The organism is Undibacterium sp. Di26W, assembly GCF_049340265.1.
Lineage (GTDB): Bacteria > Pseudomonadota > Gammaproteobacteria > Burkholderiales > Burkholderiaceae_D > Undibacterium.
This window is the reverse complement of sequence record NZ_JBMPOR010000024.1, coordinates 32,252-45,445: the sequence shown is the minus strand read 5'-3', so window position 1 is coordinate 45,445 and position 13,194 is coordinate 32,252. Positions and strand designations below refer to the sequence as shown.

Here is a 13,194-nt window from a genome sequence, read left to right as displayed (position 1 = left end):
CTTTCATGAACGTTGAAGTAATTGCGGTGTGGACATCAGCGTCACACCCTGCAGGGTATGTGACTGGTCCTGGCTGCGGTTCGAATAAAACAGCAAGCCTATATTTTTTTCCGTGCCGTCGATGGACAACGAGGGGCTGCTGACGTAAGCCGCATCCCAGTTGAACTGGTCCCAGTTAAACTGATCCCAGTAACCGCCACCGCCGCTCAGCGCTGTGTCACTTTGCGGTGCTGACGGCAATACCGCCGGATTGCCATAGCCAAGATCGTAGGAAATATTGACCTTCGCAAAACCGTCCACCACCACTTCAAATACCGCACGACGAAAACGCTTGCGGATGCGCGGTGACTTGTTATTGTTAAACGGCAGGCGGCACCAGGCCTCGACGGCATTGCCGTCTTGCGAGGTACCGACATTGTCCTGGTACACATAGCCATCGTCCGAACCAAAATACGTCACCTCGGTACCATTGCTCAGATTGGCGGTGCAAATACAGCGCACTGGCCGGTTATAATTCAGCGGCAGCATGCCATTCACCTTGTCGCCAGTCAGGCCGACTGCCAGTGCCGTACCATCGGTAAAATACACGCGGTACTGATTGCGGGTACGCAAGGTCGTCGATGCACATTCCAGCCCCCGTTTGCGGGTCACCAGCGGCTGTATCATGTGGCTGACGGAGGCATAATCAAAGTCGCCATAATTCAGGGTCGTGGTCAGTGCCTGTATGCCGCGGGTAGTCATACCAAAGGCATCATTCGATACTTGCTGGCAGGTGAAAGCGCTGTAGCCGATATCAAAAATCGATGACACCAGCTTGAAGTCAGCATTGCTGGTGCCATACAGCACGAAAGTGCGTTCGGCAGTAAAAATAGCCAGTGAAGATCCGGCCTGGTTACCGCCTTGCGGTAAAAAACCGGTCACCGGTTTGGAGCAATCCAGTTCCCCTGCCCCCGTCACTACCGTCCATGAATACGGCGCACCCAGGCTGGAATACTGCACCGAGGCGTTAAAGGATAAAAACAGATAGCCCTTGTGGGCAATCACATGGGCGGGCGTATCCTGCGTCATGCCGGTGCGCAAGGGGATGTAATTATTGCCGTCAAATTCAAATGCCAGGTTCACGCCATCGGCACCATACATCTTGCTGGCATTATTGGCACCAGTGAAGTTGTAATTGAAAAATTCCATCCTGCCGCCAGGCAGGCGCGTGATGGCAGTCGATGCACCGGACGCCGTCACCTTGCTGCTACCGCTTACCTGCAAGGCACCGGCAGCAAAGGCACCACCCGTCAGCGCAGCAAACACCAGCGTACCGGCCCCGGCGCTAGTCCAGGTACCGGTACGCAGCATCGCTGCCACACACACCCCCGAGACACCACCCTGGCTCACTGCATCACCCGTTTTAATTTCAGCCGTGGCCGCTGTAAACTGCACCTCCACACCAAAACTGACCTGCACCCACCCACTGCCTGTTGCCTTATACATGGCAGCAGCAGTACCCGCTGCATTGTCCCGAAAGGCATACAGCACGTCATTAAACACCCACACGCCACGCACCGGGCCACTGCCCGGCACCACCTGTATCAGGCTGCGCTGGTCATTCGCCGCCAGCAAGGCATAATCGACATGATCACTGACTGAACTGGCGCCATTGCTGGCCTGCGGTGCGGTGACGGTGGCCACCGGTGTCGCCCCTACCCGCAAGCTTTCAGCCACCTGGAAAGTGGCGCTCACCCGGCTGCACACCAGGTAATTGCTGAAAACAGCCAGCACCAAGGCCGTCGCCGTACTGCTGGCACCAGTGACCGTATTGCCAACGGCAATACCCGCCGTGGTATTCACATACACCAGCGTATAAGCAGCCGCACTGGGGGATGGCCGTCCATCAAAACGCTCATAGCCATCAATGCGACGATAACCACCACCAATCGCCGGTTCATAATTCTGGGCATCGATCACCATGCCTGGTGCCATCGCTATCGATGGCGTGACCAGGTCCAGCCCGCCACCCAGCGGATAATAATCCTGACGTACCACAGGCATCTTCATAGCAAGGGCTCCGCAAAACGTACGGGCGGCAACTGATTCAATTCCAGTCTCGCCAGCACTTTGTCAAATTCGGATTGACCAAGCTGAAACACTTCCGACGCCGCTTCATGGCCACCGTAAAACATCATGGCGCGATACACAATCGCCCTATGGTATTCGGTCGGCAAAGACGGCACATCCGTCGCCGCCTGCAACTCTTGTGGTGCCAGATAATATTCACCCGTCACCGTATAGCCTGCGGCATTCGGCGCAGCGCCCAGCAAAATGGCTTTGGCCGGGCTGGCCGCCCATTCCACCGGGCGCTGATAGGCAGTCCGCATGGCACCAAACTGATACAGGTTACGAAAATATCCATAGTCGCGACAAGGCAACCAGGTTTCATTGGCGGTACCCAGCGCGGTTTGATACAGCCTGAAGCTATCGGTTTTCCAGTTACCAAAATTCACCGCATTCGCCTGTAGCGGGGTATAAGCTTGCTGTTGTGCCACCGTGTTGAATGAAAAACTGGCGCGCATGAATTCCCAGTGTTCGTTCATGCCCTGGATATCTATCCATGCGTCATTCACCCAGTTGCAAAACTTTAGTGATTCACCACTCAGCCCCGTCACCGTGGTCAGTGCGGCGCCCGAAGCGCCACATTTTTCGCGCAGCGCATTGACGATAGACAGATAGTTCACGATTTATGCCTGCGCGCGTATAGACCGCAACCATTCCGTGTCACGCGGCTTGGCGTTGATCAACTCGAACGGATAAGCCGTGCCTATGCTGCGTACTATCCTGGCAGTGTCATTGCCGTCATGATCGATAGTCTTGACAGTACGCACATTGATGGGCTTGGCGCGCAACAGCGCTTCAGCCACATAGCGCCTGACATTCAGCTCTATGCCGCGTGGCAGGTTATTGCCGTAGACAGGATGAGATCTGACGCCATTCACGCACACCGGTACCCGTGGTTCTTCATTCGGGTTGGTGGTTTCCTGTATGCGTATGCACACGGTTTCATTCATGAAATTCATCTTGTCTGCCCAGTCCTTTTTATCGGCCATGACATCGGCAACGACTTCAATTTCAGGCACATCATCATGACTGAAAACGCCGCTGGCAGGCATGGTGACATCGGGTGCCACCGGGCCTTGCAGTTCAGCCGTGTTTTTGCTTCGTGACATGTTTGATCCTTTAATAAAAAAAGAGCATCCGTAGATGCTCTTTTTGTTGAAAACCTTAAAAACTTCTTATAACTTCGTAAAACTTCTTAACTTCTTAAACTTTTTAAAAAGTGACGCGGCTACATTACGCGTGCACGCGCCAGGCACAAGTCCTGGATGCCAGCACCAGGCCCAGCGTGGCATTTTGCACTACGCGAAAGCCATTATTCGTCAGCGTAATGCCGCCGTTGCCGCCGCCAACTTCCAGCGTGCGGGTGCCGTTTGCCGCCGTTTTGACACAGCTATTGGCAGCCATGCCTTCGTAAAATTCACCGCAGACGCGGTCGGTCAGGTTTTCCCATTTCACATACTTGGGTTTGAAACCGCAGACAACTTCTACATAGTCCGTGGCGGTGATGGCAGTGCCATCCAGGACATCCAGGCCATTGGCAAATGCAGCCGAGCCCTGGGATGGGTTATAGGTCAGAATCTGACCAGCGATATTTTGAGGCATCTTGCTTCCTTACAGGTTGGTGGTCAGCGCGGGTGGATTGTTCAGCGCGCCATAATTGGTATCAGTCACACCGGCATCATTGTCGAGTTTGGCGTTGGTAGCGATCAGTGCCGTGCGCAGCGCAGCCACATCGGCGCGCAGGGCAGAGATCAGAAAACGTACCGCCTCGGCATCACGATGGCTTGCCATCGCATTGCTGCGCTGCTTGATGGATTCAGGCATACAGGTTTCCTTTCATTAGCTCAGCAAAGGTGTGCCGGCTTCCACCACAGCCAGGCGACCCTGGTTCTGGATGATGGCGGCGTAATACCATTTGGCACCGACATAACCGCGCTGGCCGCCCGGATCAGACTTGTCACGCTGCGACGGTGGCAGATACCAGGCATCCCAGTTTTCAACACCGCCCAGATGGGTCTGGCCTACCGATTCATCGGCCATCATGATCATGGGGTAGACATCAATCAGCGAACCGCTGGTACTGGTCATGCCGGTTGCGCCAATGGCCGCACCAGCATCCGGATAACCAGCCAGTTCAGGCGACAACACAAAGCGGAAACGTTCACAGGAACCGATTTCCATATCATGGATAGGCTTGCGCTGCGCGTAATTGGCGATATCCTTGAAGTTGGGCAAATCGCGGATGGCCGGTTCCAGATCGGTATGGCAAAACACCACGAAGGCCGCTTCTATCGGTGCCGTCGCAAAATTGGTGGAAGGCACCAGCACCTGCGTGATCGGCATCGCATGGTTGGCCAGCAAAGTCTTGGCCACCTTGCGCAACATATTGATGGTCACCGTGTTGGCTACCGTCGCGCGCGACGTGCCGCCGCTGTAATACACTGTGGTACCTGCCTTGTAGGCACCGTAACGCACCATTTCACCGATCAGGCCCATGCGCTGGCCGGTCTGGCGTTTGGCTTCATCGGGAATGATGTCGCCATCTTCATGCATGTCGTTCATCTGGTCGGTCACACAGTACAGTACCAGGTACTGCACCAGCGTTGCCGTCACATCGGTTGGGGTCAGCGTGTCGGCTGTCGGCGTGACGCCTTCGACGGCTTGCTGGCTGGATGCAAATGTGGCGACGTTGTTGGCGGTAATCCACTGATTATCCACGCCACCATACGGCAGCCAGCGGCGAAACTTCACATTATTCGATTTGTTTTTGGGGATGACTTTATCTTTGTCGGTACCGACCAAAGACAAGACTTCAACCGGTGCTGCATGCGAAAGGATTTCACCTTTCAGCGTGCCCACCCGCTGGGTTACATTGGCATAGCTTGCTACTGGCATAAATTAACTCCTAGCGCTGGCGACGTGCCTGAAAAGCTTTGTCGGCAGCTGATTGTTCAGAAATGACACCGCGTGCCGCCACCTGGCCTTGCGGCTGCATGGCATTGGCAAGACGGCTCTTGTTTTGCTGCGATTTTTTGGCGAAGGCGTCCCTGGCTTGCTGATAAGCCTTGATCGAAGCACCGATTTCAAACGCATTGTTCGAGTTGTGCATCTTGGTCTGGTAAGCCACAGGCTGGGCCGCCAGCCATCGACGATAATCCGTCTGTGGCAAACGGCCATCAACATCCGGCAAGCCGATAATCTGATCCCAGCCGGGGTTTAAGCCATGCAATAATTCAACGTGGGTATTCACCCGCTCTGACGACGCAACTTCCAGCGCAGCCTTTTTAGCCAGAGCGACATAGTCGTCCGGTGTGCGGCCTGCAGCTTTGGTCCTGCCATTGGTAGAATCACTCCCTGAATCATTCCCTGAATCATTCCCTGGCCCGGTACCCCGGGTATTGAGTTTGCCCAGAATCTTGTTGAGCGCCCCCTTGGTCAAATCTGCCAGTTCCGGAAAAATCTCGCGCATTTCCGCCAGGTCTTCGTCATTGACCGTGACAGCCTGACCACGCGGCACCTCTTGCTGCAGGCGCTGTATCGCGGCATTCAACTTGCCGTTGTTACCGGCCAGATGATCAATCTGCTTGCGATACTTCGGTATCTCACCCAACAAACCGGCGATCTGTTGTTCTGTCAAACCAGCCAGCATCCTCGGCGCTGGCTGCGCTTCAGCCTGACCGGCACTGGCATCCTTATCCAGTTCTGCCTTTGTTGCGACGGATGTTTCACTGCGCGCCCGCTCAAAAGCCGCCGCTGCTGCTGCGGCTTCAGCGCTATTGCGTTCGCTACCTGCGCTACCTGCACTACCGACGCTATCAGCACTGCGGCCCGCTTCCTGATTGCCCTGGACGGGCTGCTCTGCCGCGCCACCCTGTTCGATTTCACCACTCATCATTGCTTCTCCAAAAAACAAAACCCGCCTGGTGGACTGACATAGTTGAAACAGAAATGAAAGACACTTGCCCGCTGATCAGGGCCACTCTGTGGTTAACTGTGACAGCCCGCTCATGCGGGTCAGACTACAGACAGGGCAACGATTACTCGTCGCGGTCTGTCAATGGTTCCGGTACATCGCGGTTAGCGATTCCCAGGCTTAAAACATACTGTGTATCAGCAATGCGGCCACGCAGCTTTGCCGTCTGTTCCGGCGTCAGGTCTGTATCATTGCGCTGACGCAGGCTTTGCAGACGCTGCTGCAGATGCTCGCGCAGGCGCGCCCATACCGGGCTGTGCCGCTCTTCATTGTTGAGCTGAAAATCTTCTTCATTCATGGCCCTGTCCCTATCCTATGGCGTATCGGGCGTGCTGATTTCATCACGCACCAGGCTGGTATGGTGTTTATGCAGGCTTAGCATCCGATCTTGCAAACCCTCATTTTGTGCCAGCTGTATTTCAGCCGCTGCCAGTTCACGCTTGGTCTGGTTGTCCATGGCGGACTTGGCCAACATGGTCCTGGCATCATTGATACTGATTTTTTCCTTGTTGGCATAATCCAGCAAGGCGATTTCACGTTGCAGTTCCAGCTTGCGCATTTCATATTCGCCATTCTGTTGCGCGATCAGCATTTCCTTGTCGGCGCGTGCCATTTCAGCGTTGGCGCGTGATGTCTCCACCATTTGCGCCGTCTGGGCGCGTATGCGTTCCTGCTCGATGCGGGCGCTGGCGTTGGCCATTTGTGGCGTGCTGCCACCGGTACGCAATAACTGTTGCTGGTGGCCGGCTTCTTGCGCAATGCGCTGCAGTTCAGCCTGCGACTGCGCCATCTGCAATTGCCCGTTGGCCTGCGCCTGTGCCTGCACTTTCGCCAGACCAGCCTGCGCCATGATCTTGGCGGCCGTAATGCGCGCATCTTCCGGTGGTTGACGCCCGGCCATTTCCTGCTTCCGGGCGTCACTCAGCTTCAGCCTTTGCGGGTTGATGCGCTTGGATTTCAACAATTCTTCGATAAACAGTTCCGGGTCCAACCCAAAGGCCGGGTTGGTGGCAAAGGCCGCAATCTGCACCAGGAACTGGTCTTGCGCCGCCCTTTCCATCAGCGCGCTGGAACCGCGCGCATGAATACTGAAATCACCTTTTTCACTATCGTCTTCGCCATGGATCATCAGGTATTCATAATAGCGACCGATATGCGGTTCGGTAATGCAGTCATCAATGCGCCGTACAATGTCACGCGGCACGATGCTGGCATTATTCATCAGCAATTGCATGCCACCCACCGTTTCTGGTGCAGCCCCTTGCTGGCCCTGCATCATCATCGGCAACCCCGTGGCATCTTCAAACATCTTGGAAAAATACTGGATGATGTTCATCAGCTCGCCCTGCATGCTGGGCACATTAAAAAACATCATCGCATGCGCCACCTGTGAAATATCGGCGTCGCCCCGCGTGTACCAGGTGTAAGGGTCATTGCCCTGTACCACCGCCTTGCGGTTGATGACCGTATGCGGCCTGGCAGAACGGCCGGCGTTGTCCATCAGGTTGCGCACTGCTGCATTCAAACCACGTTGCGCCGTGCGACCCTGGCGTGCCACGCCATCGCCTATCCACAAGCCTGATTTACGCTGCCATACCGTCACATCATAAGTAAATTCTTCACTATCCAGATGCGACAGTGCTGCCTTGATCACATGCTCATTCACCATCGTCACCACGGCATGAAAGACGTCACCGGCTTCGCCTTCCACTTCACAACCGGCATCGGCCATGTCCTGCCATTCCACCTGGCCTTCAAAGTACCATATCTCGAACAGGTCAGAATCAGTCTGCTGTTCTGCGGCACTCTTGCGCGCACCATGGGTGGCGCTGATGGGGCCTTCTTCCAGGCAGCGCGTAATCTGCGCCGGGATATAACTGTCCAGCTTCACCAGGTCACGCAATTTGCTGCGCGTGATAAAGTCTTGCTCGAACACATAACTGCCGTTATTGATATCTTCACCGCAAGCAGGGTCCGGGTAAAAACGCCAGGGGTCGATACGGCGCGATGCAGGTATCACTTTTTCTTGTATCTCTATGGCATAACCCTGGTCAGTCCTGACCACCGCCTTGGTCGATTTCGCTTTGGGAAACGGCCCCTTCATGATGCCGACACCAATGCGCGCCATGTCCTTGATCACCTTGCGCATTTCTGCGTTATAGGCACAGGCAGTCAGCCAGTCATCGATGCGGGTACGGGCTTTTTTCCAGGCATCATTGGCAGCATCGATTTCTTGCTGCGCCAGATCGCCGACGGTTTGCGGTGCCGGTGTTGCTGGTAATGCCGGAGTCGTAGGTGATGCAGGCATGCCCATGCCTACAGGTACACCCGGCATCATCCCTGCATCTGGCATGGCACCCTGCATGGGGTTGGCTGCAGGCGGCGGCGCGGCGGCTGGCATACCCGGCCCCTGTGCTGCAACCGAGTCAGCAACTCCGGCGGGTGGCCCAGCCTGCATCACCTGGCCACCTGCAGGCTTCACAAACAGGCTGCGCAGGCGTGCCAGCATGGAAGCTGGCATGGCTGCGCCACCCTGCCCGGCCTGTCCATCCGGCCCTTGCAGTCCTTGCGGCCCCAGTTGCATCTGCTGTGCTGCCTGCATCAGCGGGGTCATGTCCTTTGCCTGCTTCACCAGATCTGGCACCGGGGTAGGTTCACCATCCCAGTTCCTGTCATCAGTGGGCAGATACAGATCGGCAATCAGGGCCGATGCCATATCCACATACGGCCGCGTCAGCGGCACAAAGACCGTGCTGCGCGTCGCCTTGGCATCTGGCGCACGGGTGGCACCGGTGCCGGTGCCACCAAAGTCATACGGCTTGATACGGGCCGATGTCGTGCGGTTGGCATCATCGATTGCTTCATAATGGTCTTCATCTTCTTGCCATTGCTCTTCCACACCCATCTGGCGGCGCGCTTCTATCGCCGTATTACGCATCGCGCGCAGGGTGGAAGAAAACGCCGCCAACCGCGCCAGGCGCGCTTCACTTAGTTCGTCGCCTGGCGCATCACTGATGTTGTCATCACCATCGTCATCGCCATCGTCACCACCATCTTCACCAAGCGCATCTTGCCCATTTTCTTTACCGCCGCGGGCGCTACGGACACGCGCACCGCCTGGCAAAGCCTGGCCTGCATTCACATTTTTATTTTTCATTGTCATCTCATTGACCACATTCATTGCCAACTACGTGGGCGTGGCCCACCGCCGCCTTTTCTGACCGGTATATGCTGGGCCATATCAATTCCTCAACGGCGTGGCGCGACGTGCGCACAGGCTCACCGTCACCGTCGCTCCGCTGCCGGGTGTGGTCAGGTTGGGCCGCACATAGCGTGGCAATTCGATACTGGCCAGGCCACCATTGGCAGACAGCGTGGCCGCAGTACCGCCCGCCGCATTCGACAACACAAACCAGTTGCTACCATCATTGCTGCCCTGCAGACTTAAGGTCGCACCACCCCAGCTACCCACCGCCTGCCAGGTGCGATCGGCCCATTCCGGCATTTCAAACGGCAGACCATCGGTATTCGCCGTACTCAGAGCCCAGCTCAACAAAACGACACTGGCATCACGGGTACCGATGTCACGAGAAAATTGGGGGCTAACGCTTGCCATGATTGATATCCTTAAAAATAAAAAACCGCCTCAAGGGCGGTTGTATTTGGCATAAAAAAAACCGCTAATTAGCGGTTTTTTTAAATTTATTATGCTGCTTCAAGTGTTTGTTCATCTTGTTCAATTTCGTCCACTTCGAAAGTGGATTTCCATTTCTTGCGATGTTCGGACACTATAATGCGTGTATTGGCAATCCGATCTATTAATTTGATCGACTCAATCATTGTGCTAATCTTTTGATCTCCCAATCGGTGTGACATATATACACATCGAAGGTGAAAATCATTCGATTTAGGTATTTTCCCAGTTTTTTCCCACTTAGCAAGAGCTTGTTCACTGTATCCCATCATGTGTCCCAATGACTTTTGGGACAAACCTAATGCACATCGCAAATAACGAAATTCTGCACCAGTTAATTTTCCGGGTTTATTTACAATTGCAGCGCAAATCGCTTTGATAAGCCCTTCAAGATCATGAAATGAAACGCCTTTGCCATAGGGCGTATTATGCTCGACATAACCGTTTGCAAGCCATACATTACGCAAGCCTCCATCGGTAAAGTGATACATTTTGATTCTCCTAAATATGCATAGCGGTAACAACAATTAAATTGGGGTCATCGTCGCTTAATGCAACGACCACCCCAATGTTATGACCTACACAGTAGTATTCCATTCGACACTCTATTGAGCCCTTAATTAAATTTGGTTCGGGCCCACGGTGAATCGATCCTTTTGTTAAAATTTCAATAATACATGTCAGGGTTATTCCGCGTTCTTTCATGCGAGCACTAACATGTTTTGTGAAAATAAGCTTCTTCGAATCTATTGCTCTTGTTCGTATGATCGCTTGCAACGCAGATGCTCGCATACTCATCACACTTGGAGTCAGGCTAGGATTGGGCTTTTTTGCCATATATTAGATTAAAGAAAGCCTATACAAAATATAGGTCTAAACTCTATAAATATCAACAGACTTATCCACAGGCATATACGATATTTGGTTAACTGAGTGAAAAAATCTGTGGATAACTAGTAAATAAAAGAACTTTATCCACATACTTATTCGTTTGTAAGTAAGTAAAAGTTTGTCATAGTTCTTACTTAATCACAATCTGCATTGATTGAAATTGTGTATTTTTATACACAATTTCACTTCGATTTTTGTCTATATTTATGTTCCTGAACGCTGAGCCGATACATGCTTTCCGGTTCATCAAATCCGTCACATTTCAAATGCTCCGGTAGTCAACCTTACAGCTTGTGTGTAAGAAAACTTTCTTTATAACCACACCATTCAAACCCCTCAATAATTAAACTCCGCATCCAAAGGCGCAAAAGCCTCGTCCTCGAATTCATCTTCGTCGCGCGGGGCGAGTAAAAATTTGCGTATGGCTGGTTCTTCCTTGCGGGCCAGGCAATCCAGGGCGTCGTCGTGGGCGCCGACCGGAAAGGCGGCGTATTCGTTACGAAAATCATCCATGATGTCGCGCAACTGGCCGTTGGCCATCTGGCGTTTCATGCTGGCGGGTAGCCACAGGCGGCCTTGCTGGAATGACGGGATCAAACGCCGTATGCGATCTTCCTTTTTTGTCGCACCGCCCAGTTCCAGGATACGGAAACGGTATTGCTGCCTTTCCTGCTCGATGCGGATATGTTCGATATCCGATTGCAGGCCATATTGTTCATAACCGACAGCAGCTGGGCGGTGGCGGCGTACCAGCGTGAACAGGGCTTCGGTACGTTCTGTCAAATTCAAACGATCACGCACACCATCCAGTACATAATCATTGCCATCGGCACCGCGCCCTACTACCCACATCGACGTAAAATCACCGCGTGTGCGGCTTTTGCCGCTGGCCGGATCCACCAAAATCACCTTGTTGCTGGTCGCGGGCTGGCGCTGGTAATACAGCAGCCATTCATTCTTGAATTCGCCCCCACCCACCGGGCGCGGTTCCTGCTGGTACAGGGCTGACCAAGTGCGGGGTTCACGCTTGGCGTTTTCCAGCATCTGCGATGTGAACCATTCTGGCCACAGGGGTTCGCCAACGGCGCGGCCCAGGGCATCGTCTTCCCGTGCTTCCATCGGCAGCGACAGCACCTTCACGCGCTGACCTGCCTGTTTCAAATCAGCGATCATGCGGCCAGCCAAATCATCTTCATGCCAGCGCGTCATGATCAGTACCGTGGCGGCACCCGGCTTCAAGCGTGTGCTCATGTCATCACGCCACCATGCCCACTGCTTTTCCCGTATGGTCGGGCTATCGGCATCTTCGCGGCTCTTGACCGGATCATCAATGATCGCCAGATCAGCGCGGCGACCAGTCACTGATCCGCCCACGCCCGCCGCAAAATACTCACCGCCCTGCGCCGTGTCCCAGCGCCCGGCGGCGCTGCTATGCGCCGATAAACCACTCTTGGGAAAAGCCCGTGCATGGGCGTTGCTGCCAAACAGATTACGCACACGCCGACCAAAACGTTCGGCCAGTTCTACCGTATGCGACGCAGCAATCACACAGCGTTCCGGGTGCCGCCCCAGATACCAGGCGGGAAATACCACACTGCCATAGGTTGATTTGGCCGAACCGGGCGGCATGGTCACGATCAGCATATCCAGCGCGCCGCGTTCCACTGCTTCCAGTTCTGCGATCAACAAGGCATGATGACGCGCCGGTGTCACATCCAGCGTCATGGTGGCATACACCGCCAGGTCATCTACTGCCCGCGCTGCCTGTTCCTGCTCCAGCAGCGCGATCAATTCCAGTTCTTCATCCTTGTTCAAGGCCATATAATTTTTCCTGCAAAGCTGCCAGACGGGCACGCCGTTGCGCGTCCGTCATCGCCGGTATGTCATCTTCTGCCGGTGCCAACTCACGCAAATTGAAAGCCTGCCGTTCCAGCCCTATCCAGGTCTTGGTTGCAGTCGCCAGGCTGACCGCCAGCGCCGCATGGGTGGATAAAGACACCGCCTTCAGCAAACGGCTTTGGCGGGTGCCGGTTTTGTCGTCGGCGCAATCGGCTTCGATGTCCTGTTCAAATTCATCGCGCCGCCCGGCCACATCCAGCAACTGTTGCGTCAGCAATTCCACCAGCGCATGGCCCTGGCGTATGCGGGCGCGGTGTTCGCGCACCACCTGCACCACCGTGGCAGCCGCTGTTTCAACGATTTGCCTTTCACTGGGTGCAGTTGGACTATGCTCTTCACCGAATCTCGGTTCTCCGTACCCAACTTCGCCCCGCACCAGCTCTGCCCTGGCCTGTTCCTGCACTTTTTGTGTCAGGTCACGTTCCCACAACTGCATGGTGGCTTTCTTGCGGATGGCGGTATCAGAGATGCCGTGCAACCTGGCGATTTCACGCACGGAAGACACACCGGCGCGGTAATCACGTTCGACGGATTCCCAGTCGATGCGGCGTTTTTTGCTTAACTTATTTTCTTCATCGGGCATAGTCATCTTCGTACTCTCCCCCTTTTTGTCATGCTTAAATCATGCTTA

Annotated in this window: 14 protein-coding genes; all 14 read right to left on the bottom strand. The window is 54.5% G+C overall.

Translation table 11 applies throughout. The features are described from left to right. Nucleotides 1-3: 3 nt before the first annotated feature. The 14 genes from ACO0LM_RS22980 to ACO0LM_RS22915 all read right to left on the bottom strand — a co-directional run bounded on the left by ACO0LM_RS22980 (nt 4) and on the right by ACO0LM_RS22915 (nt 13,152). Entirely contained in the window at nt 4-2,049 is a 2,046-nt protein-coding gene (locus ACO0LM_RS22980) for a hypothetical protein (protein WP_423040300.1), read from the bottom strand. Next, on the bottom strand, nt 2,046-2,726 hold the full coding sequence (locus tag ACO0LM_RS22975) for a hypothetical protein (protein WP_423040299.1): 681 nt from the start codon (nt 2,724-2,726) through the stop codon (nt 2,046-2,048). Before ACO0LM_RS22975 ends, ACO0LM_RS22980 begins: the two co-directional genes overlap by 4 nt. 3 nt (nt 2,727-2,729) lie before the next feature. After that, the gene (locus tag ACO0LM_RS22970; protein ID WP_422985218.1) at nt 2,730-3,215 is read right to left on the bottom strand and encodes a hypothetical protein; all 486 of its coding nucleotides are present in this window, start codon (nt 3,213-3,215) and stop codon (nt 2,730-2,732) included. A 124-nt stretch (nt 3,216-3,339) separates the two neighbouring features. Further along, complete coding sequence (locus ACO0LM_RS22965) at nt 3,340-3,708, bottom strand: hypothetical protein (protein ID WP_423040298.1); 369 nt, start codon at nt 3,706-3,708, stop codon at nt 3,340-3,342. A gap of 9 nt (nt 3,709-3,717) precedes the next feature. Continuing rightward, nucleotides 3,718-3,930 (bottom strand): hypothetical protein, encoded by a 213-nt coding sequence (locus tag ACO0LM_RS22960; RefSeq protein WP_423040296.1) that lies wholly within the window; start codon nt 3,928-3,930, stop codon nt 3,718-3,720. A 15-nt stretch (nt 3,931-3,945) separates the two neighbouring features. Beyond that, a complete protein-coding gene (locus ACO0LM_RS22955) occupies nt 3,946-5,001 on the bottom strand; it encodes a N4-gp56 family major capsid protein (RefSeq protein ID WP_422985224.1) in 1,056 nt (351 codons plus the stop codon). A 10-nt stretch (nt 5,002-5,011) separates the two neighbouring features. After that, entirely contained in the window at nt 5,012-6,001 is a 990-nt protein-coding gene (locus ACO0LM_RS22950) for a hypothetical protein (RefSeq protein ID WP_423040294.1), read from the bottom strand. A 142-nt stretch (nt 6,002-6,143) separates the two neighbouring features. Then, nucleotides 6,144-6,377 (bottom strand): hypothetical protein, encoded by a 234-nt coding sequence (locus tag ACO0LM_RS22945; protein WP_422985228.1) that lies wholly within the window; start codon nt 6,375-6,377, stop codon nt 6,144-6,146. A 15-nt stretch (nt 6,378-6,392) separates the two neighbouring features. Further along, the gene (locus ACO0LM_RS22940; protein ID WP_423040292.1) at nt 6,393-9,236 is read right to left on the bottom strand and encodes a portal protein; all 2,844 of its coding nucleotides are present in this window, start codon (nt 9,234-9,236) and stop codon (nt 6,393-6,395) included. An 84-nt stretch (nt 9,237-9,320) separates the two neighbouring features. After that, nucleotides 9,321-9,695, bottom strand: coding sequence for a hypothetical protein (locus tag ACO0LM_RS22935; RefSeq protein WP_423040290.1), 375 nt, complete (start codon nt 9,693-9,695; stop codon nt 9,321-9,323). A gap of 89 nt (nt 9,696-9,784) precedes the next feature. After that, nucleotides 9,785-10,264, bottom strand: a complete 480-nt coding sequence (locus tag ACO0LM_RS22930) for a helix-turn-helix domain-containing protein (RefSeq protein ID WP_423040288.1) — start codon at nt 10,262-10,264, stop codon at nt 9,785-9,787. Nucleotides 10,265-10,274: 10 nt separating this feature from the next. Beyond that, nucleotides 10,275-10,565 (bottom strand): DUF4258 domain-containing protein, encoded by a 291-nt coding sequence (locus tag ACO0LM_RS22925; RefSeq protein WP_423040463.1) that lies wholly within the window; start codon nt 10,563-10,565, stop codon nt 10,275-10,277. Nucleotides 10,566-11,000: 435 nt separating this feature from the next. After that, a complete protein-coding gene (locus tag ACO0LM_RS22920) occupies nt 11,001-12,485 on the bottom strand; it encodes a terminase large subunit domain-containing protein (RefSeq protein ID WP_423040286.1) in 1,485 nt (494 codons plus the stop codon). Next, nucleotides 12,466-13,152 (bottom strand): hypothetical protein, encoded by a 687-nt coding sequence (locus tag ACO0LM_RS22915; protein WP_423040284.1) that lies wholly within the window; start codon nt 13,150-13,152, stop codon nt 12,466-12,468. Before ACO0LM_RS22915 ends, ACO0LM_RS22920 begins: the two co-directional genes overlap by 20 nt. Nucleotides 13,153-13,194 lie beyond the last annotated feature (42 nt).

What these genes read in the sequence shown, in the direction of transcription:
- ACO0LM_RS22970 (WP_422985218.1), bottom strand. Translation starts at nt 3,215, where the DNA reads ATGTCACGAAGCAAAAACACGGCTGAACTGCAAGGCCCGGTGGCACCC.
- ACO0LM_RS22925 (WP_423040463.1), bottom strand. Translation starts at nt 10,565, where the DNA reads ATGCGAGCATCTGCGTTGCAAGCGATCATACGAACAAGAGCAATAGAT.
- ACO0LM_RS22950 (WP_423040294.1), bottom strand. Translation starts at nt 6,001, where the DNA reads ATGATGAGTGGTGAAATCGAACAGGGTGGCGCGGCAGAGCAGCCCGTC.
- ACO0LM_RS22955 (WP_422985224.1), bottom strand. Translation starts at nt 5,001, where the DNA reads ATGCCAGTAGCAAGCTATGCCAATGTAACCCAGCGGGTGGGCACGCTG.
- ACO0LM_RS22945 (WP_422985228.1), bottom strand. Translation starts at nt 6,377, where the DNA reads ATGAATGAAGAAGATTTTCAGCTCAACAATGAAGAGCGGCACAGCCCG.
- ACO0LM_RS22980 (WP_423040300.1), bottom strand. Translation starts at nt 2,049, where the DNA reads ATGAAGATGCCTGTGGTACGTCAGGATTATTATCCGCTGGGTGGCGGG.
- ACO0LM_RS22915 (WP_423040284.1), bottom strand. Translation starts at nt 13,152, where the DNA reads ATGACTATGCCCGATGAAGAAAATAAGTTAAGCAAAAAACGCCGCATC.
- ACO0LM_RS22935 (WP_423040290.1), bottom strand. Translation starts at nt 9,695, where the DNA reads ATGGCAAGCGTTAGCCCCCAATTTTCTCGTGACATCGGTACCCGTGAT.
- ACO0LM_RS22920 (WP_423040286.1), bottom strand. Translation starts at nt 12,485, where the DNA reads ATGGCCTTGAACAAGGATGAAGAACTGGAATTGATCGCGCTGCTGGAG.
- ACO0LM_RS22930 (WP_423040288.1), bottom strand. Translation starts at nt 10,264, where the DNA reads ATGTATCACTTTACCGATGGAGGCTTGCGTAATGTATGGCTTGCAAAC.
- ACO0LM_RS22965 (WP_423040298.1), bottom strand. Translation starts at nt 3,708, where the DNA reads ATGCCTCAAAATATCGCTGGTCAGATTCTGACCTATAACCCATCCCAG.
- ACO0LM_RS22940 (WP_423040292.1), bottom strand. Translation starts at nt 9,236, where the DNA reads ATGAAAAATAAAAATGTGAATGCAGGCCAGGCTTTGCCAGGCGGTGCG.
- ACO0LM_RS22960 (WP_423040296.1), bottom strand. Translation starts at nt 3,930, where the DNA reads ATGCCTGAATCCATCAAGCAGCGCAGCAATGCGATGGCAAGCCATCGT.